General features: G+C 42.2%; 26 protein-coding genes, 1 riboswitch and 1 other annotated feature. Of the genes, 9 read left to right on the top strand and 17 right to left on the bottom strand.

Going from position 1 to position 24,961, the window contains the following annotated elements:
* Positions 1–36 precede the first annotated feature (36 nt).
* Positions 37–984, top strand: coding sequence for a replication protein (locus CPZ25_RS03535; protein WP_096919858.1), 948 nt, complete (start codon positions 37–39; stop codon positions 982–984).
* Positions 985–1,088: 104 nt separating this feature from the next.
* Complete coding sequence (locus CPZ25_RS03540) at positions 1,089–2,120, top strand: IS30 family transposase (RefSeq protein WP_138721002.1); 1,032 nt, start codon at positions 1,089–1,091, stop codon at positions 2,118–2,120.
* A gap of 32 nt (positions 2,121–2,152) precedes the next feature.
* Here CPZ25_RS03540 and thrS read toward each other — a convergent pair whose 3' ends face one another.
* Positions 2,153–4,066: a threonine--tRNA ligase gene (thrS, locus tag CPZ25_RS03545; protein ID WP_096919856.1), complete on the bottom strand. Its 1,914-nt coding sequence runs from the start codon at positions 4,064–4,066 to the stop codon at positions 2,153–2,155.
* 94 nt (positions 4,067–4,160) lie between these two features.
* Positions 4,161–4,367 (bottom strand) — a binding site (T-box leader).
* 167 nt (positions 4,368–4,534) lie between these two features.
* Between thrS and CPZ25_RS03550 the strand changes: the two genes are divergently transcribed.
* From CPZ25_RS03550 to thiW, 3 genes are all read left to right on the top strand, one after another.
* Positions 4,535–5,431: a DUF445 domain-containing protein gene (locus CPZ25_RS03550; RefSeq protein WP_096919855.1), complete on the top strand. Its 897-nt coding sequence runs from the start codon at positions 4,535–4,537 to the stop codon at positions 5,429–5,431.
* Between the two features lie 177 nt (positions 5,432–5,608).
* Positions 5,609–7,375 carry an FUSC family protein gene (locus CPZ25_RS03555; protein ID WP_133067084.1) on the top strand — a complete coding sequence of 589 codons (1,767 nt, stop codon included), beginning with the start codon at positions 5,609–5,611 and terminating at the stop codon, positions 7,373–7,375.
* Positions 7,376–7,405: 30 nt separating this feature from the next.
* Positions 7,406–7,513, top strand: a riboswitch (TPP riboswitch).
* A gap of 51 nt (positions 7,514–7,564) precedes the next feature.
* On the top strand, positions 7,565–8,083 hold the full coding sequence (gene thiW / locus CPZ25_RS03560; RefSeq protein WP_058694581.1) for an energy coupling factor transporter S component ThiW: 519 nt from the start codon (positions 7,565–7,567) through the stop codon (positions 8,081–8,083).
* Between the two features lie 35 nt (positions 8,084–8,118).
* Here thiW and CPZ25_RS03565 read toward each other — a convergent pair whose 3' ends face one another.
* Positions 8,119–8,706, bottom strand: a complete 588-nt coding sequence (locus CPZ25_RS03565) for a hypothetical protein (protein WP_096919853.1) — start codon at positions 8,704–8,706, stop codon at positions 8,119–8,121.
* A 43-nt stretch (positions 8,707–8,749) separates the two neighbouring features.
* Between CPZ25_RS03565 and CPZ25_RS03570 the strand changes: the two genes are divergently transcribed.
* Positions 8,750–9,556, top strand: a complete 807-nt coding sequence (locus CPZ25_RS03570; RefSeq protein WP_058694579.1) for a DUF2238 domain-containing protein — start codon at positions 8,750–8,752, stop codon at positions 9,554–9,556.
* A 129-nt stretch (positions 9,557–9,685) separates the two neighbouring features.
* On the opposite strand, the gene CPZ25_RS03575 is transcribed toward CPZ25_RS03570, so the two are convergent.
* The 6 genes from CPZ25_RS03575 to CPZ25_RS03600 all read right to left on the bottom strand — a co-directional run bounded on the left by CPZ25_RS03575 (position 9,686) and on the right by CPZ25_RS03600 (position 14,838).
* On the bottom strand, positions 9,686–10,249 hold the full coding sequence (locus CPZ25_RS03575; RefSeq protein ID WP_096919852.1) for a DUF3795 domain-containing protein: 564 nt from the start codon (positions 10,247–10,249) through the stop codon (positions 9,686–9,688).
* A gap of 36 nt (positions 10,250–10,285) precedes the next feature.
* Positions 10,286–10,771 (bottom strand): GNAT family N-acetyltransferase, encoded by a 486-nt coding sequence (locus tag CPZ25_RS03580; protein WP_096919851.1) that lies wholly within the window; start codon positions 10,769–10,771, stop codon positions 10,286–10,288.
* Positions 10,772–10,865: 94 nt separating this feature from the next.
* Complete coding sequence (gene asrC, locus CPZ25_RS03585) at positions 10,866–11,909, bottom strand: sulfite reductase subunit C (RefSeq protein ID WP_058694576.1); 1,044 nt, start codon at positions 11,907–11,909, stop codon at positions 10,866–10,868.
* Positions 11,910–11,927: 18 nt separating this feature from the next.
* Positions 11,928–12,719, bottom strand: a complete 792-nt coding sequence (gene asrB, locus CPZ25_RS03590; protein ID WP_096919850.1) for an anaerobic sulfite reductase subunit AsrB — start codon at positions 12,717–12,719, stop codon at positions 11,928–11,930.
* Between the two features lies 1 nt (position 12,720).
* Positions 12,721–13,767, bottom strand: a complete 1,047-nt coding sequence (asrA, locus tag CPZ25_RS03595; RefSeq protein WP_058694574.1) for an anaerobic sulfite reductase subunit AsrA — start codon at positions 13,765–13,767, stop codon at positions 12,721–12,723.
* A gap of 36 nt (positions 13,768–13,803) precedes the next feature.
* The gene (locus CPZ25_RS03600) at positions 13,804–14,838 is read right to left on the bottom strand and encodes a YeiH family protein (protein WP_096919849.1); all 1,035 of its coding nucleotides are present in this window, start codon (positions 14,836–14,838) and stop codon (positions 13,804–13,806) included.
* A 140-nt stretch (positions 14,839–14,978) separates the two neighbouring features.
* Here CPZ25_RS03600 and CPZ25_RS03605 point away from each other — a divergent pair, with 140 nt between their 5' ends.
* On the top strand, positions 14,979–15,890 hold the full coding sequence (locus CPZ25_RS03605) for a LysR family transcriptional regulator (protein WP_096919848.1): 912 nt from the start codon (positions 14,979–14,981) through the stop codon (positions 15,888–15,890).
* A gap of 80 nt (positions 15,891–15,970) precedes the next feature.
* Positions 15,971–16,171 (top strand): hypothetical protein, encoded by a 201-nt coding sequence (locus CPZ25_RS03610; RefSeq protein WP_074616837.1) that lies wholly within the window; start codon positions 15,971–15,973, stop codon positions 16,169–16,171.
* 86 nt (positions 16,172–16,257) lie between these two features.
* Here the strand turns inward: CPZ25_RS03610 and CPZ25_RS03615 are convergent, their stop codons facing one another.
* From CPZ25_RS03615 to CPZ25_RS03635, 5 genes are all read right to left on the bottom strand, one after another.
* A complete protein-coding gene (locus CPZ25_RS03615) occupies positions 16,258–17,583 on the bottom strand; it encodes an HAD hydrolase family protein (RefSeq protein ID WP_096919847.1) in 1,326 nt (441 codons plus the stop codon).
* 114 nt (positions 17,584–17,697) lie between these two features.
* Positions 17,698–18,324 carry an NADPH-dependent FMN reductase family protein gene (locus CPZ25_RS03620; RefSeq protein ID WP_058694569.1) on the bottom strand — a complete coding sequence of 209 codons (627 nt, stop codon included), beginning with the start codon at positions 18,322–18,324 and terminating at the stop codon, positions 17,698–17,700.
* Positions 18,321–18,836: a flavodoxin family protein gene (locus CPZ25_RS03625; protein ID WP_058694568.1), complete on the bottom strand. Its 516-nt coding sequence runs from the start codon at positions 18,834–18,836 to the stop codon at positions 18,321–18,323. Before CPZ25_RS03625 ends, CPZ25_RS03620 begins: the two co-directional genes overlap by 4 nt.
* Positions 18,837–18,912: 76 nt before the next feature.
* Positions 18,913–19,446, bottom strand: a complete 534-nt coding sequence (locus tag CPZ25_RS03630; protein ID WP_096919846.1) for a flavodoxin domain-containing protein — start codon at positions 19,444–19,446, stop codon at positions 18,913–18,915.
* Positions 19,443–19,922, bottom strand: coding sequence for a MarR family winged helix-turn-helix transcriptional regulator (locus CPZ25_RS03635; protein WP_096919845.1), 480 nt, complete (start codon positions 19,920–19,922; stop codon positions 19,443–19,445). Before CPZ25_RS03635 ends, CPZ25_RS03630 begins: the two co-directional genes overlap by 4 nt.
* Positions 19,923–20,092: 170 nt before the next feature.
* Between CPZ25_RS03635 and CPZ25_RS03640 the strand changes: the two genes are divergently transcribed.
* A complete protein-coding gene (locus tag CPZ25_RS03640) occupies positions 20,093–21,604 on the top strand; it encodes a DUF6056 family protein (RefSeq protein WP_096919844.1) in 1,512 nt (503 codons plus the stop codon).
* A gap of 38 nt (positions 21,605–21,642) precedes the next feature.
* On the opposite strand, the gene CPZ25_RS03645 is transcribed toward CPZ25_RS03640, so the two are convergent.
* The 4 genes from CPZ25_RS03645 to CPZ25_RS03660 form a co-directional block, all read right to left on the bottom strand.
* Entirely contained in the window at positions 21,643–23,004 is a 1,362-nt protein-coding gene (locus CPZ25_RS03645; RefSeq protein ID WP_013380547.1) for a citrate/2-methylcitrate synthase, read from the bottom strand.
* Positions 23,005–23,267: 263 nt separating this feature from the next.
* Positions 23,268–23,540, bottom strand: coding sequence for a DUF1905 domain-containing protein (locus tag CPZ25_RS03650; RefSeq protein ID WP_096919843.1), 273 nt, complete (start codon positions 23,538–23,540; stop codon positions 23,268–23,270).
* Between the two features lie 67 nt (positions 23,541–23,607).
* Positions 23,608–24,288 carry a M48 family metallopeptidase gene (locus CPZ25_RS03655; RefSeq protein WP_083337052.1) on the bottom strand — a complete coding sequence of 227 codons (681 nt, stop codon included), beginning with the start codon at positions 24,286–24,288 and terminating at the stop codon, positions 23,608–23,610.
* A complete protein-coding gene (locus CPZ25_RS03660) occupies positions 24,275–24,955 on the bottom strand; it encodes a Crp/Fnr family transcriptional regulator (RefSeq protein ID WP_096919842.1) in 681 nt (226 codons plus the stop codon). Before CPZ25_RS03660 ends, CPZ25_RS03655 begins: the two co-directional genes overlap by 14 nt.
* Positions 24,956–24,961: the final 6 nt, after the last annotated feature.

Genomic DNA, 24,961 nt, shown 5'->3' on the forward strand with positions numbered 1-24,961 from the left:
ACATGTGCCAAAAGCATGTGACAAAAGGGGGAAATTATGAAAGATACACGTACACGTAAGTGGCAGATTACGATCAACAATCCACTGGAAAAAGGCTTTAGCCATGATTATATCAAAGCTCAGCTTGAAAAGTTCAAGTCCTGCGTCTACTGGTGCATGAGTGACGAAGTCGGCGAACAGGAAACCTTTCACACCCATGTTTACATGGCCTGTTCCAACGCGGTCCGCTTCTCCACGGTCAAGAACCGTTTTGCGGGCGCTCACTTCGAGATGGCCCAGGGCACCAGCCAGCAGAACCGGGACTATGTTTTCAAGGAAGGGAAATGGGCCCATACCTCAAAAGAAGAAACCAACATCAAGGAAAGCCATGAGGAGTGGGGCGAGATGCCCATGGAAAGACAGGGACAACGCAACGATATGGCCGACCTGTACGACATGATCAAACAGGGCTATAGCGATTTTGAGATCATGGAAGAAAGCCCGGCTTTCCTTATGAACATTGACAAGATCGAAAAAGCCCGGCAGATCATCACCAGCGAAAAGTACAAAAACACCTTCCGGGAACTGGACGTTACCTACATCTACGGAAAGACCGGCGCCGGTAAAACCCGTTCTGTCATGGAAAAATACGGCTATCCGAACGTGTTCAGGATTACGGATTACCAGCACCCCTTTGACAATTACCACAGCCAGGACGTGGTGATCTTTGAAGAATTCCGAAGCAGTTTAAAAATACAGGACATGCTCAACTATCTGGACGGCTACCCGCTGGAGCTGCCTTGCCGGTACGCCAATAAATACGCCTGCTATACCAAGGTCTATATCATTACGAATATTCCTTTTGAAGAGCAGTACGATAATGTTCAGCATGTCAGCCCGGAGACCTTCAACGCCTTTAAGCGTCGCATACACAAAATCCTGCATTACAAAGAGAAGAACAAAATCGAAAAAGAAGATTACTTTGATCAGATGAGCTTGATATAAACAGCTAAACTTTTAAAAAACGCCTTTACCGGCTCGGATCAGCGCCGCTGGCCTGATCATTTTGTGTTAAAATATTGTTTTGTACGTTATAGGGGGTAACGATCATGGGACAGCATTTGACAGAACGTGAACGGTATAAAATTGAAAATTGGTTGGAAGAAAAGGTAAGTAAAGCCGATATTGCCCGCAGGTTGAATAAATCTTACTCGGCGGTCTGCCGTGAGATTAAACGGGGAACACTTAAACAGATTGCTCGCGGAAATTATCGGGATATCTTTGTCTATAAAGCCGACTATGCGCAGTTAAAGCACCTTGAAACCTGTGAAGCTAAAGGGCGCAGGCGTACTTTTGAACAATCCTCTGAAATGAAAACTGTCTTAATCCGTTTACTGAAAAAAGGTTATTCGCCGGAAGCTGCGGCTTATCTCCTGAAGCGTGATTATCACGTTCAGATCAGCTATAAAACGATTTATAATGCGGTTATACATAAAGACTTAGATGGTCTTAAAATGTCGGATTTACCCTATCATAAACGTAAAAAAACCGTCTACCAAAGACAGCCAAAGAAAGTAGCGGTTAACCGCCGTCCCATTACAGAACGTCCCGAACATATTAATAATCGTGATGAATTTGGGCACTGGGAAATGGATTGTATTTTATCCGGCCAGTGTACCACTTCAACGGCCGCTTTGCTCGTCATTACGGAACGCTTAACCCGTTACTCCTACGTCTATAAAATGCCGAATAAAAAACAGGAAAGCGTCAAGGCCTGTCTCGATGATCTGGAACAGACCTTTCATCATGCTTTCCCGCTGGTTTTTAAATCCATTACCATGGACAATGGCACAGAGTTTATCAATCAATCTTTGATTGAAGGTTCCATACTAAATGAGGATTTTAAGCGCACCGTTGCTTATTACTGCCATGCTTATTCTGCTTTTGAACGCGGCAGTAATGAAAACTATAATCGCTTTATCAGGCGTTTTATACCCAAAGGGGCTAACATCGCAAAAATAAGCAAAGCTACTATCAAAGAGATTACCGACTTTATCAATAATTATCCGCGGAAAATGTTCAAATTTCAAAGCTCTAGCTATTATCTTAAGAACGCCCTTTCGGATTTGAACTTATTGTAATTTATTTCGCGTTTTGACTTGCAATTCAGCAATTAATCCAGAACCAAAGATTTTTTTGCGATGTTCTGAGCAAGACGATACTTGAACTCGTCAATTTTTAAAGTTTCCTGTTCACCGGTATCACGGTTACGGATACTCAGACGTCCAGATTCAACTTCCTTATCACCAATGACCAGCATATACGGAATCTTCTGCATCTGTGCTTCACGAATACGGTAACCGATCTTTTCATCCCTGAAGTCAATTTCTACGCGAATGCCTGCTTCTTCGAGTTTTGAAGCTACTTCTTTTGTGAAAGCGTCATGAGCATCGGATACTGGAATCAATTGTACCTGTACCGGAGCCAGCCAAAGCGGAAATTTTCCGGCAAAGTGTTCGATTAAAATACCGAGGAAACGTTCAATACTGCCAAAAATGGTACGGTGCAGGATAACTGGGCGATGCTTTTCTCCATCGCTGCCAACATAGGTTAAATCGAAACGTTCCGGCATCTGCATATCTAACTGAATCGTACCGCACTGCCATGTACGGCCAATGCTGTCTTCCAGATGGAAGTCAATCTTAGGACCATAGAATGCGCCGTCTCCCGGGTTCAGCTGATAATCCATCCCTTTGGCCTCCAATGCTTCGCGCAGCGCATCAGTTGCAACTTCCCAGTCTTCATCATTACCAATGGCTTTCTCAGGTTTAGTAGAGAGCTCAACCTTATATTTAAAGCCAAAAATATCATAGATTTCATTAGCCAGGTCGATGATTCCAATGACTTCATCCTTTACCTGATCCATTGTCAGGAAAATGTGCGCGTCATCCTGAGTAAAGGTACGGACACGCATGAGGCCGTGGAGCGCACCGTGAAGTTCATGGCGGTGTACCTGTCCCAGCTCACCCATACGCAGTGGCAGCTCACGGTAGCTGTGCTGTCTCGTTTTGTAGACAAGCATGCCGCCCGGGCAGTTCATTGGCTTGACAGCAAACTCCTGTCCATCTATTTCAGTAAAATACATATTTTCCTTATAGTTGTCCCAGTGGCCTGAACGTCTCCACAGATCAGCGTTCAGCATAATCGGCGTCTTGATTTCTTTATAGCCCTTTTTCATATGCTCGCTGCGCCAGAAATTTTCAAGCTCATTACGCAGAACCATTCCCTTAGGATGGAAAAACGGGAAGCCTGGTCCCTCTTCATGCATTGAGAAAAGGTCTAACTCCTTACCCAGCTTACGGTGGTCTCGTTTTTTAGCTTCTTCCAAGCGCTGTAAATATGCATCAAGCTCCGACTTTTTAGGGAAAGCAATCCCATAGACGCGCTGGAGCATCTTGTTATTGGCGTCGCCATGCCAGTAAGCGCCAGCAAGACTTAAAAGCTTAAAGGCCTTGATCTGAGATGCGTTTCGTATGTGTGGGCCAGCGCACAGGTCAGCCCATTCACCCTGTCCATAAAATGAAATAACCGCGTCCTCTGGGAGATTGTTAATCAGCTCGGTTTTATAGGTCTCACCCTCTGCCTCTGCCCATTTCAACGCATCCTCTCTGGATTTGGTGTAATACTCAATTTCGGGCGCTTCCTTAACAATTTTTTTCATTTCCTTTTCGATCTTTTCAAGGTCTTCAGGTGTCAAGGTATGCTCTAAGTCAATGTCATAGTAAAAACCATTGTCAATGGCTGGACCAATGGTTAACTGTGCTTCAGGCCATATCCGCTTGATGGCCTGAGCCATGAGATGGGATGCGGAATGCCAGAAAGCGTGCTTTCCGCCTTCAGAATCAAAGGTCAATAAATTTAATGTGCTGTCTTCCGTTATGGGCTTGCGGATATCTACCAGCTCACCATTTAATTCACCGGCCATTGTGTTGCGCGCCAGACCCTCACTGATATCCTTCGCCACATCATAAACAGTGATTCCAGGTTCATACTGTTTAACAGAACCGTCTTTTAAAGTTATGTTCATAAGATTACCTCCATAAAATTGATAAGTTTAGATTGATCAAATAAATATTTTTCTAAAATGGAACGAAATATCAAAAACGTCCCATTGTCATAGACAATGGGACGTTCGTCACGCGGTTCCACCCAAATTGGCATACATAGTATACCCACTCTGATGCTGATAACGGACAGCGCTCCGGTACTGCATTTGACAGCCAACTCGTGGGACGGTCTTCAGTTAAGGATTGGCTGCGGCAATCTCAGCACTATGCCTGCTCTCTGTAACCTTCGATTAACTTACTCTTCCCAGTCATCATCTTTATATGTTCAATTTATACACAGTATACCCCTAAACGCCGGAAGATTCAATACCTTTTTGAAATATTTATGTAAATTTAAATGATTTTAAGTTAAACTTGAGGATGGACATTTATAAGCGCCATCGTTATAATACTATAATAACCAATCATTCTATAAAGGAGCGATCATTTTGGATCTACACTTTTTAATTGGCCCTTTGGTCGGCGCCGTTATTGGCCTTATCACCAACGGGATTGCCATACGTATGTTATTCCGGCCACTGAAGCCTGTCAAAATTTTAGGTTGGACTCTTCCCTTCACGCCAGGGATCATTCCAAAAGAAAAAACGCGAATCGCAAAATCTGTGGGGGGCGTCATTGGCTCTACACTTGTAAATGAAGAGGTTCTGAGCCGCGGACTCCTGTCACCGGAAATGGATGCTAAAATCAATGGCTACATCGATTATAAAATTGAAGCCTACAAAGACAGCCCAATAACCATTCGCGAAATTATTATCCACTATACCGATGAAGAAAAAACAGAAGCGTTGGCGAATACAACCACTGAAAAAGCAACCGCGCTGCTTTTTCGTAAGGTATGCCAGATGGATGTCGGCGATATGATTGCCGATGCTGCGATGGATGAAATCAAAAATAATTCGTTATTTTCAGCTTTTTCTTTTATGGTCAGCGATAACACCATGATCGGCATCCGTGAAAAACTCAGAGATACTGTCAACAACATGGTTTTTGAGCGCGGCGAGGAGATGATCGGCAATCTGGTAGACCGCGAGAGTCATGAAATATTGGATTACAGCATGGCTGAGCTTTATGAGCGTTTTGGCTCAAGTGTGCCAAAGGTAAAGGAGAGTCTGCTTAAGGCCTATCACAATCTGGTCGAAAATAATTTATCCAAGGCTCTCACTGCTTTGGATATTCCCCAGTTAGTAGAAGATCAAATCAATGGATTTGACGTACTGGAAATGGAAAAAATTATTTTAAGCATCATGAAAAAAGAATTGAATGCCATCATATGGCTTGGTGGTCTGCTGGGTATGATTATGGGATTCATAATGAATTTCTTTTAAAGCAAAAAAACGGTTCTGGAAAAATGACAGAATCGTTTTTTTATTGCTTTATTTTTTTCCAAAGGGGTATTCTAAAAAGAAAAACCTTAAGGAGTGATTTCAATTCTAAAAGCCATCAAAAATTTCTTTAAAGCCTTACCCAAAACATTACCAGCCATTGTCTTCGGTTTATTTCTTATGGGAACTGTTACTCTGCTCTTTGGAAGAAACAACGCAGTTATCGCACTTGTTTTTCTTTTATACACCCAGACGATGGTTAAAAACCGTCTGTCCGTTGTCAATATGCTGCTCGATTCCATCTGGTTGGTTGGCTATGCTATTTTAGGAACTTTGGTCTCCATGCACTTTGTTACATTGATTACTATAGGATTTTTCCTGATTTTTTTTCTGATCTATGCCGATGCCAATGAGTTTTTGAAAACAAACTACTACATCCCCGGTATGGCGTTTATCCTTGTACAAATCAGCCCTGGAACACTGGCCGATCTTCCGATCCGTATTTTAGCACTCCTTTACTGCCTGGCGATCTGTATAACAATGAGTCTGATTCTGCAAAAACATCCCTCAAAACCCGCCTTTAATCCAATTGTAAAAGAAGCGCTCAACTGCGCTGGCGCAGGGTTTAAAATGCTGGGACAAAAAAGAAAATCTAAAGATGAAGCCGTTGATAAAAAGCTTGATGCCCTATCGCTGGAGCTTAGCAGCGATATTTATCCAGCTGTTTTCAGACAAATGGGCCTGATGAACGGCAGTCAAAAATATACCTATGGTTTGATGCTCTGCCTTGAACAGCTCGGGCAAGTACTACAATCCATCGGCACTTCTGAAAAAGCGCTTTCAGCCATTGATGAGACTCAGTTTTCTGTTTTAGGCGCACGGCTGGAAGCTGCGGAAGAGCCCAAAGCATTGTCGGCCGATTTACAGGCATTTTTAAAAAAGCCTTCGCTGACCCATAGCCGGCTAAATCAAGAGCTTCTGCTGATTCTGGAATCTCTCAGGGAACGGCTTCTGGATGATTGTCACAGCAGCGATCTGAACACTTCTATTAAACAAGGGCTTAGGTATAAATCCCTTACACTTCGCCGCCGGTTCAGCCTTGATTTTTTTCAGATGCGTTTCGCACTCCAGACAGCTGTTATTGTAACAGTTTGTACCGTCACAGCACAGTTTATTCCCCATTGGTTTAGTATTCCTCTCAATGAATGGCACGGCTACTGGATACCGCTTATGGGATATTTATCTTCCAGCATTTATATTCGTGACACACTAAAAAAAGCTGCCTATAAGGTGATCGGTACAATTCTGGGAATGATATTTTTCGTTCTTGTCACACAATATATTCCCGCCTCAATACGCCTGCTGCTTACCGTTGCAGTCGGTCTGGTCTTTATGCTAACCATAAAAAGTTCAATTGTCAGCACCATAATCAGCACACAAATGACCGCCGTTATGTTTTTACCCGAACTGGGCGTCATGGATCTGGTATTATTCCGGGTATTCTGTGTTATCGGCGGTGTGTCCATCGCTGTACTTGGCGGAATTTTCATATTCAGAACACGCAAGCAGGATGTTTTCCGCTATGAACTCACCAGCCTTTTTAAATCGGATTTGTTTATTCTGTATAATCTGTGGAATCTTGCTGAAAAACGGGAGACTGGACCCTTACTTTATGAAAACCTGTTAAACCTCCATCTGGTCAGCAAGCAGCTGGAAAGCCTGGCAGAAGAGCAAAAGCTTATACCAAATGAAGCCTTTGAAAAAATAATGGATAGGAACCGGCATTTTCTAGCAGTAGCCGTTCATTTGAGCATGTACTTAAGCTTAAAAGGTGTTTCGCCAGAGCAATGGCAACACATAAAAACTGAAATTCACAAAGTCGGAGAGATGCTTAAAAAAGATTTTGAAATCTCAAAAAATGTACCAGAAGAAGCCAGCCAGACTTGAATATCATTTCAAAAACAGCTATAATAAAAACAGAATCATATGGGGAGCTTGCTGCAGCAGGCTGAGAGGAGGCTTTGTCGCTTCGACTCACAACCTGATTTGGATAATGCCAACGTAGGGACAGCATAATATTTTATGGGGTACGCAGCGTAGGCGTATCCCATTTTTATTTTTCTGGAGGCTTCTGGCATGGAAAAAAATCATACGCGAAAATTAACAATGGCCGGTATTCTTATTGCCACAGGGGTGGTCTGTTCGCCCTTCAGCATTCCTTTGGGATCGGCCCGCTGTTTTCCGGTTCAACATATGGTTAATATTCTCTCAGCCGTTTTTCTCGGCCCTTTTTATGGCTTTTCTATGGCTTTTATCACCAGTCTTATACGGCTAATGCTTGGAACCGGCAGCCTTCTGGCCTTTCCTGGAAGCATGTGCGGCGCTCTTCTCTGCGGATTGGTTTTTCGTTATACTCAAAAGCTGTCATTCACTTATCTTGGTGAGCTTTTTGGTACCAGTATCCTTGGCGCTCTTGCGGCTTACCCAATTGCGACCATGGTCATGGGCAAAGAGGCTGCTCTGTTTGCCTACGTGATACCTTTTTTCATCAGCTGTATCGGCGGTGTGGTCCTAGGAGCTGTTCTGGTAGCAGCCATTCAGAAAACTGGCGTCATGAACTATGTTTTAAATGATAAATCCAGGCATCATTTATAAATCTTTAATGAAGCTGTGGAGAATCAGAATAGCTTTCAGATAGTTTTCCCCTGCTGAATAATTTGACATAGATTTTGTATTCGAGTGAATTCATTCACTTTCAGAACAACCCAGTCTGTTTTGATTGTCAAGAAAATCAGTATTTTTCGAATAAAGATAACAAAATGTTGTATGTAAGCTTCAATATTCTTTTCAGGAATCTCATCATGAAAGGTATGCAGCATACCAAAAACGATAAATCTCGCAGTCGTCTGTAGATTTTCGCAATGAAATGTACCCTCACGAATCCCCTCTTCCATAATCGGAATCAGATTTTCCACCATTTTAGCCGCCACCTTATCAATTCGGCTGGCTCTTATTTCACTGTTTTCATGATAATTGCTCTCAAACTCCTTATGCTTCAGAGTATAGTCAAAAAAATACTGTATAAAATAATTAAGCTTATCAATCGCGGGCATACCAGGCTCATTGAAAATCTGGGTCTCACGGAGCGATTCAGTCGCGTAGAACTCACAGGCGGCTTCAAAAATTTCTGTATTGTCTACTTTGCCCTCTTTGTCAAGATTTTTGGGAACAGATTTTTTCTTTGGAAATAGAATAAATAAATATTGCTTTCTGCTCATTTGTGATATAATGCTACCATTAAAGCCCCAAAAGGAGTACCTAGTGAAAAAGGACAAGACATCAAAAGAAAAATCGGTTAAAAATATTCGGGAAAATAAAGGAAAGTTTCTGCTGTACCTGCTTTTGAGAGCCATGGTCATTGTTGTAATGATTGCTCAGATTGTAAATGAAAACTGGGATAATGTGTTTTTATGTGTGTTTACACTGATTTTATTTATGATTCCTTCCTTTGTCGATAAAGAACTGCATATCAAAATGCCTACTACTCTCGAGGTTATTATTCTTCTTTTTATCTTTTCGGCTGAAATTCTTGGCGAAATCCAGGAATACTACCTCATTTTTGACCATTGGGACGCAATGCTGCACACCATTAACGGTTTTCTGATGGCGGCAATTGGTTTTTCACTCATTGATATTCTTAACGAAAATGAGAATTTCAGTCTCAGCCTTTCCCCGGTTTTTGTGGCAGTCTTTGCTTTCTGTTTTTCAATGACGATCGGCGTTCTCTGGGAATTTTTTGAATTTGCAGCAGATTGGTTTTTTCATACCGATATGCAGAAGGATACCATTATCCACAGCATCAGTTCGGTGATTTTTAATCCTGAAGGCAAAAATGTTGCGGTGACCATCCCAATCGAAAGTATGATTGTCAACGGACAAACGTGGAATTATGGCGGCTATATCGACATTGGTTTAATTGACACCATGTCTGATCTCTTTGTTAACTTTATCGGCGCAGTCGTTTTTTCAATCTTTGGTTTGTTCTATATTAAAAGCCGTGGTAAAGGAACCTTTGTGAAACGTTTTATGCCAAGACTTAAAAAGTACAACAAAAAAAGTCCTGAATAGGACTTTTTATCATAATTTTATAGTCACGACTCTTAACATCTGTTTCTTCAGCAAAATTCAGGCAGGCTGTGGGTTTGTAAAGCTTCATTTCTATCTCATTACGCCTTTAAGCCCTTTTTAAATTCAGGCCTATTTTTCCTTTTTCGCTTTCTTTTTCTTCAGCTTCAATGATATTTCTTTTTCTTCCGCCATGGTTTGAAACAGATAGACAACCTGTTTAGCGCTCTCTTTCAGAGGTGTCTCAGGAGCAATTGCTTCCTTTATCTGCGTCATCACTCTGTTTACATCCTCAAGCTCTAAGAGATTCACAGCTGTGCAGTAAAATGTTTTCCGTCTTCCATCATTATAGTTCTTTAAAAGATAACGAAGTATCTCAATTTTCTCATTCAGCATTATTTTGTAGTTTTCCAGGCCATCACGCTCAGCTTTTTGAAAGTCCTTCAACACGTGGCGGTATGAAATAAAGCTGTCATATGGACTAACGGTCTCGTAGCGATCACAGGGATAATCCCGGCATTGAAAGCAAAACTCAATATTGTCATGTTCTTGTCCGCATTTCTTGATTGTGCAGGAACGATGGCCCTTTCCTCCGCAGCCGGGACAGCCGGATTCTCTCATATGATACATGGGGCACAGGCCACAGTTAAGACCACACATAGAAAACTGCGGATATGCTCGCTCATTTTTCTCCATTTAGCTTTTCTCCTTTAAATTTTCTGTCATCTTTACCTATATTCCGGCGCCGTTTATATTTTCAGCCTTTTCGGTGCCAGCCCGATAGATTCTGGAGGCTTCTCCCCTGGGATGATAACCAGTGCCGATATACTCGTAATTATAATGTTCATAAAGGCCGACGTGGTCTGTACAAATGTAGACATAAGAATATCCAGCCTTCCCAGCGTCCTCACGCGCCCGTTCGAGAAGACGAGACACATAGGCGTGCCCTCTGTATTCCTCTTCAACGTAAACAGCGCATATCCAGGGCCAAAGATCCATACGGCTCACAAAATCGTTGGTAATCAGGCCAGCGCCGCCGATAATCCTATCACCTTCGAGCAAAAGATACCAACGAGGCAGTGGTGATTCTGTGGTAAGCCCATGAACAATACAGTCCTCATAAATCATTTTATTACTATCTGTTGCCCACCGGCTTTGGAAAAAATCGATGGCGGCTTGTGTATAAACGGGTTCTTCCCTTAACGATATGACTCTCATGCTTCTACCTCCTGTTTATCGATTACCCTTATCTTAACACAGAAAGAGACGCGGAACAAATCACCCGCGCCTCTTATATTGAGAGATCATATTCTTATTTGGATTCCTGTGGCCCCGCATGTTTGTGCTGTGATAAGGGCATGACATGTATATTGCTTCTCTGTTCATTTTCTGCCCAGTAGATATCATCCGCAACTTTTGCCTCGGGATTAAAGTTGACCCCTTCAAAAATATGTTTGATAAATTCTTTATATCCGACGCGGTCAATGAGATGACCGCCATGGAGATACTCAGGTTTATAATCCAAGGCCCAGGCTGAAAATTTCTGCCAGTTTGCAAACATTCCCAAAACTACTTCTTCTGTCACCCAGTTCATAAAAAGCTTTCCTGAGCGCGGGCTCTGTTTTCCAGTACGCCCCCCAAGGGTCACACGATATAATTTCTTTGGATCTCTTGTCCACGCTCCAGTAGGACAGATTAAGGTACACTCACCACAGCCTACACAGCAGCAGGCGTCTTTATCAATCTTCCCGTCTTTATTGAGTGTAAGCACCCCGGTAGCATGGCTCTGGCAGGCATCCACACAGGAACCACAGCCAATACAGCGGTCATAGTCATAAACCTGCTTATTTACGCCCATAATACCAAAATCATTAAAATTAGCCTTTACACAGTCATTAGGACACCCGGCAACAGCAACTTTAATGTGATAGTGTGAAGGGAAGACTAATTTTTCGATTTTTTTTGCGAGCTCATAGGTGTTGGCATTTCCCTTAATACAGTGTGTATTTCCAATACACGCCATAACATTACGGGCTCCAATGGTGGGATAGCCATAATCGTCTGCCTCCATCCCGCAATCGCAGATTTTTACATCAACCTCTTCAATATAAGTCTTGATATAACGATTTACCTCAGGGATATTTTCATATTTGACACCTGGAATATCCAGTGTCTGCCTGGTTCCCATATGAAAGGAGCCATTGCCCCAGCGCTCACAGATTTCGGCCACAGCCTTCAGATGCTTGGCCTCAATCACTGCGCCAGGCACACGCATCTGCAGCATAAATTCGCCGGGCACTTTAGACTGTCTGAAACAGTTTGTCCGTACTTTTTTAACATCGATATCATGATTCATCTTTTGCCGCTCCTTTCACTAATCTACCAGGTACTTGGCCTGTGTATAATTGAACACCGGACCATCTAAACAGACATAAACCTCATCAATTCGGCAGTGTCCGCACTTCCCTACCGCGCAGGACATGCGGCGTTCAAAAGAAAGCCAGATTTTTTCATCCGGCACGCCGTTTTTGCTGCACTCAATGCCTGTAAATTTCATCATTGGCGGTGGTCCTACGAGTACAACCTCATAATTATCGCCAAACTCTGAAAACGGAACTTGTGAAACGAATTCTGTCACAAAGCCTTTATGCCAGCCCTCAATTTTTTCATTGTCAAGGGTATAGAGGGTGGAAAAGGATTGCCGCCAGTTTTCAAGCTCCTGACGAAAAACAATTCCCGCTTCATTTTTAAACCCGCAAATCAGATTAACACTCTCAACATAATCTGGATTTTCGGTAAAAAAATGCAGCATACTGCGGACTGGCGCCAGGCCAGTGCCGCCGGTAATAATGACCATATGCTTTCCCTTAAATTGGTCGACCGGCCAGCCATTACCGTAAGCGCCGCGCAGGAATAGCTCATCGCCTGGCTGCTTTTCAAAAATCTCATCCGTAACTTTTCCAACAGAGCGGATTGTAAAATCCAGCCATCCATCCCCAAAGGAGCTCACCGAAATGGGCGCCTCGCCAATCTTAGGGAGTGAAAGCTGAAAAAACTGGCCATGCCTGGGGCGTATATCCGTTTTCACCTTAAAAGTATACTCGTGCTGGCTCTCTTTTTTGATGTCCATAATTTTACAGGCCTGTGGTTGCATAATATTTGCCATTTTAACGTACCTCCTGTGCTTTTATTTCATCTTGTATCTCATCAATAGCTCGGGTCATCTTATTGACTGTAGCGACGATTGAAATAAATTCAGGACATCGGCTGATACAGCGCCCACAGCCTACACACATATGGTAATCTTTGAACCGCGCTTTATAATCATGAAATTTATGAAGTACCTTATAGCGCATACGATCACCTGCAGTTGGCCTGAAAGACATACCTCCAGCCATATCGGTAAAGCCGCCTATCTGACAGGATGCAGAAGTACGTTTTCTTTCACCGACGTTTGTATTTTCATTGTAGATGACATCAGTTGTTGTAAAGCAGGTACAGGTACTGCACGCGATTGTGCAGGCACCACAGGAGACGCAGCGCTTGTCAAATTCTTTCCACATGGGGTGAACCTTTAGTTTAGCCAAAACATTCCGGTCATTGATTTCTGGAACCTCCAGTGTCAGATCGTTTTTTTTAATAAATTCAGGCTTAAAATCACAGGATGTGCATCTCTCAAAATAAGGAATCAGCTCAGCGTCTTTGACTTCAAGGCTCAGGATATCCTTCCCCGCGCGAACAGCCGCAGCGTAATCATCTGTTTTGTTCGTCCCCATGCTTACACAGAAACAGGTATCCCATCCCTCTTTGCATTCCATCAGAACAATTTTCACTCTCTCACTCATACGTTTATAGTAGCTGTCCTCAAACCCGCCATTTTGAAGATAAATTTTTTCCTGATGATACTTGGCATGAACATCGCAGGGACGCATGAAAATCAGCAGTTTTTTTGAAGTTCCCCGGCTTTCCATAAACGCATCTTCTGTAAAGTAGAACAACGATTCTGAGATAGGCGTTAACACCTCCTTAGCAGGAAAATCAGATTTTTCATTAAATTCAATTTCTTCAATACGGCCAACCTTATCGTAACGGATGATATCAGTATCAGAATATCGTCCTTTTCCGGTAAAACGTTTTGGCGCCCATATTTCATACTCTTTTTGTAGTGTATCAAAAATACTGTTCGCCTCAGAAAAACTCAATGTATAACTCACTTTGAAAACCTCCTTGATTCAAAGAAACTTAACCTTTTACCATATTCCCAGAAAATGCTGCATCATCAGGCTGACAAGGGTAATGCCGATCCAGCAGCAAAGCCCCAGAAAAATTGGTTTTGCCCCTGTTTTTACCAGTTTAATGATATTTGTGTTCAGTCCGATGGCTGCCATGGCGAGAACAATAAAAAACTTGCTTAATTCCTTGAGCGGTGTAAAAAACTCTATGGGAACACCGAAGAAGGAGGTCATTACAGTTGTAATGACCGAGGCCAGTATGAAGAACAGAATGAAAAACGGGAAGACTTGTTTAAAGCTTACCTTACCGCCCTCGGCTTCCTCCTCCTTCCGTGTTCTCCAGAATGCCAGCACCAGTGTAATAGGGATAATAGCCAGCGTTCTTGTCAGTTTGACTGTAACGGCTTTGTCCAGTGTCGCAGTGCCCAAATGATACATGCTATCCCACGTCGCAGCCGCAGCAGTAACGGACGAGGTGTCATTAATGGCTGTACCGGCAAACACACCAAAGGCTCCGCCGTCAGTGGTTGAAAAGCCAAGCATAGTGCCAAAGGCTGGAAATAGAACTGCAGCCAGCACATTAAACAGGAAAATAACCGAAATGGCCTGTGCTACTTCCTCATCACTGGCTTCAATCACCGGCGCGGTCACCGCAATGGCTGACCCGCCACAGATTGAAGAGCCCACCCCTACCAGCGTCGAAATGTTTCCTGGGATCTTCAACACTTTGTGTAGAACAAATGCGAGGATCAGAGAGGTTGAGATTGTCGCAATGATAATCGGCAGCGACTGCCGTCCAGTTTCAAGAACAACAGAAAGATTTAAGCCAAAACCAAGCAGGATAACCGCATATTGCAAAATCTTTTTTGAAACAAAAGTGATGCCGTTCTGCAGAGGCTCTTTATTTTTTAATAAAAGCGTGATCACCATTCCTGCCAGAATAGCAATGACGGGGCCGCCTATAACAGGAAGAGCCTGTCCTGCAAACCATGCGGGTATGGCGATAACAAGGCAGAGTAAAATACCTTTCCAGCTTCTTGAGATAAAATTCATATGTCTTTTCCTCTTTCGTAAAATATGTTTCATGCTATGATAGAAGGATATCACTTTTTATCAATAATGAAAAATTATTTATCTTTATACTGCCATAAAAATATGTTATAGTTAAACAAAAATATAGGAAAGAGGCCAAAATGTTAGATTTTAGAATCAATACTTTTTTACCGGTTTGTCAATACATGAATTATACACGTGCGGCAGAAGCACTTAATATAACACAGCCTGCTGTTTCGCAGCACATTCATTTTATAGAGCAAGATTATGGCGTCCGTCTTTTTGAATTTCATGGCAAAAAAATGGAACTGACTCCTGAAGGTACTGCCTTGCTCCACGCTGCTTCTGCCATGAAGCACGATGACTGTATTTTGAGAGAGCATCTAAAAAGTAGCCATCTGCATATTCGTTCTTTAAATTTTGGGGCAACCCTCACCATTGGCGAATTTGTGGTAAGCGGTATTCTATCTCGCTGTTTGGAGCAGTATCCCAAGGCAAAAATTCGCGTTTCAGTTGATAATACCCAGTCATTGCTCAGGCAACTGGATAACAACGATCTTGATTTTGCCCTGATCGAAGGCTATTTTCCAAAAGAGAATTACGACTACGCTGTCTACTCGACCGAACGTTTTATTGCCGTCCAAAGCGCTGATGCCGAGACTTTACCTGTCCCCTGCCCTATTGAGGTTTTATTTTCTAAGCCGCTGTTGATTCGAGAGCCTGGCTCTGGCAGTCGCAATATCCTTGAACAGTACCTGAAACTGAATAATTATGCCATTACTGATTTTTCGAAAATTATTGAGGTTAATAATGTCAACGCTTTAAAAGAAATGGCTGAAAAAAACTGCGGTGTTACCTTTTTATACGAGGTGGCTGCCGGCCGGGAGCTGGCTGGTGAAACGTTAAGGGAAATACCTATTCAGGGATTTGATATCACCCACGATTTTGCATTCATCTGGAAAAAGGGCAGTATTTTCTCTAAAAACTACCGTGCGCTGTCTGCTTTTATGTCTGGCAAAAATGAACGAGTGGTTTTGGGAACGGAACTCTGAGTCTGTTGTTTTCTCTGTTTAAAGGGTAAATATAAGGGTGTAAGCTTACATAAACCTATAGAATAAAACGGAGGATTTCTATGAAAATCATTATTCAATGCAGTGTCTGCGGAAACAAAGTAGAAATTGATGAAAAGCCAAACAGCGTGGTGGATTTTAAAAAAGCGCTTGAAGATCACAAATTTTCCATTGACGAAGTAAGTATAGAAAATAATACACTTAAGTCTATGATTATCCAGTGTAAAAACTGCAACAAAGATCATATCGAATTAACCTTTTAACAAAAACACGGCAGCAAGCTGAAAAAAGAGCTTACTGCCGTGTTTTTATTCATTTTAATTCCTCCTGTCTGTATAGCGGAATAGGATTAAACACCCTTTTTGCGGTAAAATATCTTGTCTATCATTTTCACGACCGCGTCGCTGTCATTGTTGCTAATGGTCTGGGTAGCGGCTTCCTTTAACGCGCGCGCTGCATTCTCTACCGCATATGCGCGGTTTGCAAGCTTGAAGGTCGGCACATTCAGGCTTGAGCTGCCAAAGGCAACAATCTGATCTACAGATAAATCCTTTTTCATTTTTAAAATAGCATTTTCCCTTGTGGCGTCAGCGCTGTAAATATCCATAACTGTGTAACCCTCTGCGTCGTGGCTGGGTGTGTTTATAATCTCGATGCGCTTACCGATGTCCAGGGCTTCGATTTTTTTCCGAATCCGATTGTTCACAGATTCCTCATTGACCGAAGTAATGTTAACCGCCTGCTGATCTTCTGGCAAACCGCCGAAGACATAATTTTTGTGGCTTGTGCGGCGCAGCCGATGATAAAAACGCTCCTCAGCTGTGTTTTTGAAATCGCCATAATAAATATGCATTGTCTCGTTAATGATAGCGTGCACAAAACAGTTTTGTCTCTCCTCTTCAAAAACGCTTTCAATCGCATCGCTGACCTCACGATCCATCGGCAGCGAAAAGGAGTAAGAACGATCCTGAACATCATAGAGCACAGCACCATTCATTGCGATAACCGGCAGGTTCAAGTTCAGATTTTCAAGAATCGGCACAAGTGTGGCTGGTGTGCGGTCTGTAACAATCGTAAACCACTCGCCGTCATCAATCATTCGGTTTATATGGAATTCTGTATATGAGGTTATTTTTCCATCGGAATGCAGCAGAGTGTTGTCGAGCTCCGAAACAAAAAGAACGCTTCGGTTGCGGTGTACCGGCAGATGAAAAGCATTAACCACCAGGGCAACCAGTATACCGATCAGTGTATCAAACATGCGATAGGAGGCAATGATGTAGGGGGCAGTGTCTGGTGTTGCGGCAATGGTCGTCCCAAGAAACACAATACAGGTAAATGCAGAAGCTGACGAATGATTGATGACCAGCGTTACATAGATCAACGGAATCATACAGATCGAAACAATGCCAAACTGTATTGTGGGCCATGGTATATAGCTACGCATAAACATGAGCACAAGCATCCCCGCAAGACCGCCGATCAGCGTTCCGACAATTCGGTTAATGGCGATCTCTTTGGTGTTTGACAAATATGGCTGCATGCAAAGCACAGCCGTGATGGTAGAATATATCGGCACACTTTCAGGCCTTATAAAGGTAATAAGCAGGCAGATAAAAACCGCTACCGCAGTCTTTACCATTCGCATTCCTACCTTTGGAAATTTATACTTCATTTGTTGGCTCCCTTAACAATGATGAGAACAGCATACGGCATTTTGAAAGTCCTGTCAAGTCTATGACAAAACTAAAAAGAGCACCGGTGAAAAACACCGGTACCATCTAATATTTTACTTTTTATAAAGCTCTTTTTTCTTCAATCCATTTTTTTTAGCCTCTGTGATCCACTGATGGTTTGCAACAGTCATATATATTTTTCTCGGAATTTTCGGGGTAATCAGCAAATCATTTTCCAGCACCTGCCCATTTTTGATGGCCTCTGAAAGGTGAACCAGCCCATCATAGACCGGACGCTTAGCAGAAAATTTCCATGAAACATTGGCCATTCCATGAAGAAAAGGGCCTCCGCCAATACCCAGACCGCCACCCCAGGTCAGACCTGCCCTGCGGCAAAAATGTGATAAAATCTCGAGCGCATAACGGTTCTGATGTCCTTCCAGAAACCCAGCATTCACTAACCCATATATGCGGATATTGGCCGGAGAACCCTTAAGCCTTTCTTCAAAATGCATTAAAAAGTGCAAAAAGCTTGCTGGCAGACTATCCACATACAGAGGAAAAGCAAAGACCAGCACATCACTGCTACAAAGATCATTAAAAAAATCATCATCCCAAAAAGACATGGATAAAATCTCCGGCTCGGATTCTGTTTTGACAAGCGGAAGCAACTCATTAAGAATATAGTTCGAAAAGCTGCCGCGCTTTTTAGGACTGGCGTTAATCAGTGTTATTTTCATTTTAGAGCCTCCAGTACATTTTTAACTTCCTCAGGTTTTTTTACTATAATAACACGATAACCCTCCACATTAAGGTTTAAAGCATTAGCAGCAACCAAATGCTTAAATGTTTTGGTTTCTTCTTCGGTAATGTCTTCCCCATAACCGATTACTGTCATTTTAAGCCGATTGGGGTAGCGGTCTGCATGATGCATTTCATTTTTGCGAACCGTAAAAAAGGGCAGAAGATAACCAATATTTCTGTCCATTACATTTTTAACAAAAGCGCTGTATCCGCCGTATTGAACCTTTGAAATGACGATCAGCTCGTCACACTCAGCATATAATTTTCCAAGATCGCCGTATCCATCTTTAAGGACACAGGTTCCCGGTGTCTTTACCCAACATCCAAAACAGCCAATGCAACACTTGACCCGATCACTTTCATTTGTGATTACCTGAATATTTTCAAGAGACGGCGGACAGAGCGCACTAAAAGCTTCCGCCGTTAAATCCTGTATAATGACTTTCATCGTGTTTCCTCTCACATGTTGAATTATGGAAGCATTATAACATATCTTTGATAATACTGTCCCTTAAATTCTGCTTTTAATCTGATATCTGCTCGATATATTCAATGACAGGAGCAAGAGCGCTTTTATCTTTAAAATCAATCATTTTTCCGTAGCTTTCAAAAAAATCTGCATTTTCCTTGAAAGAATCAGGCTTTGATTTTAACATCTTCATCATCATCGCCATCATGGCGCGATGTGGCAGTGAAAGTTTTTTGTAATTTATGGCACCGCGTAAATGAAAGAATTTAAAGCGTTTCCTTTCCTCATCTGTAAAATTGCTTTTCAATATTTCGCTATAATCGGTTTTCTGTGGATCGGCCAGCCCCACAGTAAAAATAATAATCTTTTTATACTGAAATGACCCGCATTTTTTCTTAAATGTCTTAATCCCTTTAATACCACTGGCATAAATACCGCCGCCATAAACCAGGATATCACTCTCCTTTAACACTTCTGGCTTCATCTTTTTTAAGGAAAATGCCTGTACGCAAAGTTCCTGTGCCAGCCACTTCGCGTATGTCTCTGTGCTCCCATATTCAGACGCATAAATCACTGCTTTTTTACTCATTTTATCTTTCGTTCCCTTCTGACCGCTTCTGCTTTTTCCATTAATTGGGCCAGTACACGATCAAATATTAAAAGCTCCTCATCCGACAAAGCGCCGAGAAATACTTCGACAAAGGTGTTGTTCTCATCGCCCATTTCTGCTTCATAGGTCTCAATTCTTGCTTTGTCTGGTACGACCCGCAGTGTCCTTTTGTCTTTTTCATCTTTCACAAGAGTGAGAAAACCTTTTTCTTGAAGCTTTAAGGCAATAGCCTTGGCGTTCTGGTGCGAGGTATCCATTTCAGCGGCCAATTCGGACAAAGCTGGTGGCTCATTGAAAAAGGTAATGAGATGAATCAGCAGATACCACTGCTTTGTAGTCAGCTCGCCAAGGAAATCGGGGCTATTTCCCATAACCTCCAGTCTGGTTACCAGCGAAAAAAGATTTCCAAAAACTCGAAAACGGGGATCCATTTTTTCCAATTCTCCACGATACATTCCTGTCTCCTTATTTTATATTATATCTTTTTAAATATAGGTAGTATATTACCTTTTGGAATTCATGTCAAGCATTATAGAAAAGCTTAAGCTTAAAATGATTTAAGATTAAGCTTTTTTCATTTTTTAAGTGCTATGATGTGAAAAATAATTAATAACCGGAGAATGCTATGAACAAATATGATTTACTGACACCTGTCTCTAAAAAAAACTATAAGAATTTGCTAACCGTCTTCGTTTTTTTAATCACGCTTATCCCTGTTTTTTCTATCTCGATCTATGATCAGCCCTCCGCAGATGATTATGTCTACGGGCTGCTGACACGGCAAACCTGGGACAGCACCGGCTCTTTTTTTCAAACTCTGCTCACTGCATGGAATCAAATGGCGCATTCTTATATGACTTGGGATGGCAACTTCTTCGCAACTTTTCTGGGGGCTCTTCAGCCATCTGTTTTTGGATTATACCACTGGGTCCCGGTCGTTATGGTATTATCTGTAATCTTCAGCACTTTTTTTCTTTTAAAAGTCTTGCTGGAAAATTATCTAAATGCGGATCGTGATACAACGCTTTTCATTGGCTGTACGCTTTTAATATTAGAGTTTCAATTTTTGCCTTCAGCCGTTCAGGGAATATACTGGTTTGACGGTGCTATTTCCTATACCTTTATTTACGCCATGTCCCTGATACTTTTTGGTCTGCTGCTTATCTACTATCAAAAAAGACCTGTACGGCATAAATATCTGGCCCTCGCCGGTGCGTGCATCCTCGGTTTTTTTATTTCCGGAGGCAACTTTGTGTCTTCCCTGGTAAACCTGATACTTCTGGCTATAATGGCTGCAATACTCTGGTACCGCAAAAGCACACATTGCTTTGGCACCGTTATGGTTTTTGTTTTTTCAACTGCTGGCATATTGATTTCCGCTTTTGCTCCCGGCAACGGCGTACGTCAAGCTGATACACTTAAGACCCTTGTGTCACAGCCATCTCCAATTTCTGCTGTTTTACAGTCCTTTCAATGTGCTGGACAGTATTTTCTGCAGTGGATGTCCCTACCGGTTGCGGCAGGCATTTTTTTCCTCTCCGTCCTTCTGGTAAAACTGGCGCGCAAAAGCCGTTTTTCTTTTCGGTACCCCTTAATCGCATTGTCTCTTGCATTCTGTGTCTTTGCAGCCGGATTTACTCCTCCTATTTATGCGTTGGGCGCAGGAAGTCTCGTCTGGGAAACACGGATTATGAATATTTTATATTTCAACTTTTTATGGTTTTGGGGTTTTATACTTTTCTATACTTCAGGGTGGATATTTCATCGCATACAAAAGCATAAAAATATTCAAAACCTGTGGCACAGCCCATTAAAAAAAGCACTGCCACCACCAGATGTTTTTACCAGTGCTGCCCTGGTTCTTATCGTCCTGACCCTCCCCTTGGCAAAAACACCAGTGACAAGCCTCAGCGCTCTGCAGTCGCTCATTGAAGGCTCAGCATCACAATATGCTCTGGAAGCCGACGAACGAAACGAAATCTACCAGAACAAGTCCATTAACCATGCCAACGTTCTTGCCTATACAGTAAAACCTTATGTCCTGTATTACGATGATATCAAGACAGATAGAAATGATTGGCGGAATATAAGTGTCGCCAAATATTACAATAAGGATTCTGTAGCGCTCCGCAATTAAAAAAAGCATCGGGCTGTAAGTCTGATGCTTTTACATTTTTATCGTTCATTAATTGGAATATACTCCCTGCGCTCATGAACATTTCTATAAGCTGGACGGATAATTTTTCCTGCATTGAGAAGTTCCTCGATACGGTGAGCACTCCAGCCCGAAATACGCGCGATTGCAAAAATCGGTGTATAGAGCTCGGTAGGCAGCTCCAGCATGTGATAAACAAATCCGCTGTAAAAGTCGACGTTAGCACTGACCCCTTTGTACATCTTTCTTTCATCAGAAATAATAAGCGGCGCAAGACGTTCCACATTGGAATAGAGCGCAAACTCGTCCATACGTCCCTTTTCTTCCGCCAGATTACGGACAAATTTTTTAAAGACTTCGGCTCTCGGGTCTGATTTGGAGTAAATCGCATGGCCCATACCATAGATCAGCCCAGCTTTATCAAAAGCTTCCTTGTGCAGGAGCTTTCTCAGATAAATACTGATTTCCTCTTCGTCGTTCCAGTCATTGACATTTTTTTTCATATCTTCAAACATTTCGCAGACTTTAATGTTGGCTCCGCCGTGCTTTGGACCTTTAAGTGAGCCCAAAGCTGCTGCAATGGCAGAATAAGTATCAGTACCTGAGGAAGTAACAACATGACAGGTAAAGGTTGAGTTGTTCCCACCGCCATGTTCCGCGTGAAGTACAAGTGCAATATCAAGAATTCTAGCTTCAAGCTCGGTATATTTGCTATCTGGTCTTAAAAGATACAGAATATTTTCAGCCGTAGAGAGCTCAGGCTGCGGTGAGTGTATGTAAAGGCTTTGGCCCAGCTCATAATGACAGTAAGCTTGATAACCATATACTGCAAGCAATGGAAAAAGTGCAATCAGCTCCAGACTTTGACGTAATACATTTGGGATCGATGTGTCGCTGGCACGGTCATCGTAAGAATAAAGCGTCAAAACGCTTCTGGCCAAAGTATTCATCATATCGCGGCTGGGTGCTTTCATGATGATATCGCGGACAAAGCTTGTTGGCAATGTCCGATAATGTGACAATACCTTCACAAAAATATCCAGATCCTGTTTGTTGGGCAGCTCACCAAATAGAAGCAGATAGGTTGCTTCTTCAAACCCAAAGCGTTTTTCCTTGACAAAGCCCTTTACCAGATCCTGAACGTTAATACCCCTGTAGTAAAGCTGGCCATCGCAGTTGATCCTCTGGTCTCCGTCCATAATAAAGGACATGATCTCAGAAATTTCTGTTAAACCAGTGAGAACACCGTTTCCGTTCAAGTCGCGCAGACCCCTGTTTACCTTGTATTTATCAAATAATTCCGGATCAATATGATTATTTTTCTCTAATTTTTCAATATAGTCGAGCACTTCGGGCTTTTCTTCTGAAAATACATTTGTCATTTTTTCACTCTCCCTCGTCTATTTATCAGATTATAATGTATCTATTATAACCCTCAAACCTTAAAATAAGATAAAAAATAAAACAACAGATGAATTTTCATCTGTTGTTTTTGCATATTTCTTAAGATTCTATGAATTTTTCAAATCTTTGTGCGTAAATTTGAAAGACTATTTTGAAAATCTTTCAAACACAAAAGTTTATTTTGGCACTTTAAATCGCTAAAACTCTTCTTGTTTTAAAGTATAATGTTTTATTTCGAGCTCTATTTGTTCCTCCGCTCCCTGATCGTTACATGAACAGTCTCACCAGGCTGTTTCCCAATTTTTTCACGGATATCTTTTCGAATACCGAGAATATGACAAGGTGTTTTCATGCGTACCAGACTTCCGTCATACGCTTCGCCATCAAAAGTAGCGTGCACTTTCACCCTTCCACGACCAAAAGTTTCTTTAACATCGAATGGTATTTCAATATAAGCACCATTGATATCAGGTACTTTTTTAATCATTGCGTCGAACTCGTACAATTCTTTCATTCTTGCTCTCCTTAGAATAATTTTCTGTTGTTATACCCGTGAGCAAATTCCTTAAACACAATGAAGATCATATCTCCCAGTCCTGTGTGCTCAACAAGGTTCCCAATTCTTTAAGGATACTTTGCTGCATTTTATAATCCGGCATAAACGCAGTGACAATGCTCCAGAATGCTGACGAATGATTATGCTCAAATGTATGAGCAAGTTCATGGATCACCACATAGTCAACGGCCCTTTCGGGGGCCATCATAAGCTTCCATGAAAAATTCAGGCTGTTTTTGCCAGAGCATGAGCCCCAGCGGGTACGGGCAGCATTAATTCTAACATTTGTTGGTTTTGCGTGCATATGCTCCGCAAAATAATGAACTTTTTCAGTTAAAACTTTTTTAGCTTCAGAACGATATAATTTTACAACTGCCTCTTTCATCTTTTCCTCTGTAAATCCTTCAGGTATATAAAAACACTCCCTGTCAAAAAGGGGTTTTTTGAGTTCACAGCATACCAACGGCAGTCTTTTCCCCAGATAAAACAGTGAACAGCCATCTTTTAAAGTGAATTCCTGCCGTTTTTTATACCTCTTTCTGGCCTCTGTACTGGCCGCTTCGATCCATTGTGCCTTTTCCATCACAAACCGGTCCAAAATAGCTTGAGGTGTCCTTAATGGCGCCCTGACCTCCACCTGTCCATCAGACAAAATATGGATCGCCATTGTTTTACGACGGCTTTTTCGTACTCTATAATGCGTCATTCTCAATGTCCTTCAGATAAAAAAGACTGCGCTTAAAACGGAGGATCCCATCATCTCTCAATCTGCCAAGTTCTCTCGACATCGCGCTGCGGTCAACACACAGGTAATCTGCCAGCTGCACACGATTCAGAGGGATCGTGAAAGGATTTGTCCCGGCACGACGCTGCTGGTCATTCAGATATCCTAAAAGTTTTTCACGCGTGGTTCTCAAACTCAGATAATCCAATTTTCTATTCAGATGCAAATTTTTTCTGGCGATAATCTTAAGCAGGTTGTTGATAATCTGCTTGTGAAAACTGCATTCATTGCTGCAGACATCAATGATTTTATTCACCTGAATAAAAAGAACCACACAGCTTTCCAGGGCCACTACCGTTACAGGACTTTCCTTTATGCCCGCGCAGACAAAGGATTCCGCGAAAAGACCGCCCCCTTCTATCTCTCCGATAATATTGCGGTTTCCCATGGCGTCCTCTTTAATAAGCTGTGCACGCCCCTTAGCCAGAATCCCCACGCCGATGACCTCATCTCCACTATTTAGAATGCGTTCATTTTTATCATAATGCTTTGAGACAGCCCCCAGACACTTAAGCACTGCAGAAAGGTTATCGCTCTTAACTGATTTAAAAAGCGCGCTTTTTTCCAGATTTTTCATGTATTCTTCCATATGAAC

The sequence above is a fragment of the Eubacterium maltosivorans genome, assembly GCF_002441855.2.
Taxonomy (GTDB): domain Bacteria; phylum Bacillota; class Clostridia; order Eubacteriales; family Eubacteriaceae; genus Eubacterium; species Eubacterium maltosivorans.

What these genes read in the sequence shown, in the direction of transcription:
- CPZ25_RS03535 (WP_096919858.1), top strand. Translation starts at nt 37, where the DNA reads ATGAAAGATACACGTACACGTAAGTGGCAGATTACGATCAACAATCCA.
- CPZ25_RS03540 (WP_138721002.1), top strand. Translation starts at nt 1,089, where the DNA reads ATGGGACAGCATTTGACAGAACGTGAACGGTATAAAATTGAAAATTGG.
- thrS (WP_096919856.1), bottom strand. Translation starts at nt 4,066, where the DNA reads ATGAACATAACTTTAAAAGACGGTTCTGTTAAACAGTATGAACCTGGA.
- CPZ25_RS03555 (WP_133067084.1), top strand. Translation starts at nt 5,609, where the DNA reads ATGGGAACTGTTACTCTGCTCTTTGGAAGAAACAACGCAGTTATCGCA.
- thiW (WP_058694581.1), top strand. Translation starts at nt 7,565, where the DNA reads ATGGAAAAAAATCATACGCGAAAATTAACAATGGCCGGTATTCTTATT.
- CPZ25_RS03565 (WP_096919853.1), bottom strand. Translation starts at nt 8,706, where the DNA reads ATGAGCAGAAAGCAATATTTATTTATTCTATTTCCAAAGAAAAAATCT.
- CPZ25_RS03575 (WP_096919852.1), bottom strand. Translation starts at nt 10,249, where the DNA reads ATGGAGAAAAATGAGCGAGCATATCCGCAGTTTTCTATGTGTGGTCTT.
- CPZ25_RS03580 (WP_096919851.1), bottom strand. Translation starts at nt 10,771, where the DNA reads ATGAGAGTCATATCGTTAAGGGAAGAACCCGTTTATACACAAGCCGCC.
- asrC (WP_058694576.1), bottom strand. Translation starts at nt 11,909, where the DNA reads ATGAATCATGATATCGATGTTAAAAAAGTACGGACAAACTGTTTCAGA.
- asrB (WP_096919850.1), bottom strand. Translation starts at nt 12,719, where the DNA reads ATGGCAAATATTATGCAACCACAGGCCTGTAAAATTATGGACATCAAA.
- CPZ25_RS03600 (WP_096919849.1), bottom strand. Translation starts at nt 14,838, where the DNA reads ATGAATTTTATCTCAAGAAGCTGGAAAGGTATTTTACTCTGCCTTGTT.
- CPZ25_RS03605 (WP_096919848.1), top strand. Translation starts at nt 14,979, where the DNA reads ATGTTAGATTTTAGAATCAATACTTTTTTACCGGTTTGTCAATACATG.
- CPZ25_RS03610 (WP_074616837.1), top strand. Translation starts at nt 15,971, where the DNA reads ATGAAAATCATTATTCAATGCAGTGTCTGCGGAAACAAAGTAGAAATT.
- CPZ25_RS03615 (WP_096919847.1), bottom strand. Translation starts at nt 17,583, where the DNA reads ATGAAGTATAAATTTCCAAAGGTAGGAATGCGAATGGTAAAGACTGCG.
- CPZ25_RS03620 (WP_058694569.1), bottom strand. Translation starts at nt 18,324, where the DNA reads ATGAAAATAACACTGATTAACGCCAGTCCTAAAAAGCGCGGCAGCTTT.
- CPZ25_RS03625 (WP_058694568.1), bottom strand. Translation starts at nt 18,836, where the DNA reads ATGAAAGTCATTATACAGGATTTAACGGCGGAAGCTTTTAGTGCGCTC.
- CPZ25_RS03630 (WP_096919846.1), bottom strand. Translation starts at nt 19,446, where the DNA reads ATGAGTAAAAAAGCAGTGATTTATGCGTCTGAATATGGGAGCACAGAG.
- CPZ25_RS03635 (WP_096919845.1), bottom strand. Translation starts at nt 19,922, where the DNA reads ATGTATCGTGGAGAATTGGAAAAAATGGATCCCCGTTTTCGAGTTTTT.
- CPZ25_RS03640 (WP_096919844.1), top strand. Translation starts at nt 20,093, where the DNA reads ATGAACAAATATGATTTACTGACACCTGTCTCTAAAAAAAACTATAAG.
- CPZ25_RS03645 (WP_013380547.1), bottom strand. Translation starts at nt 23,004, where the DNA reads ATGACAAATGTATTTTCAGAAGAAAAGCCCGAAGTGCTCGACTATATT.
- CPZ25_RS03650 (WP_096919843.1), bottom strand. Translation starts at nt 23,540, where the DNA reads ATGAAAGAATTGTACGAGTTCGACGCAATGATTAAAAAAGTACCTGAT.
- CPZ25_RS03655 (WP_083337052.1), bottom strand. Translation starts at nt 24,288, where the DNA reads ATGACGCATTATAGAGTACGAAAAAGCCGTCGTAAAACAATGGCGATC.
- CPZ25_RS03660 (WP_096919842.1), bottom strand. Translation starts at nt 24,955, where the DNA reads ATGGAAGAATACATGAAAAATCTGGAAAAAAGCGCGCTTTTTAAATCA.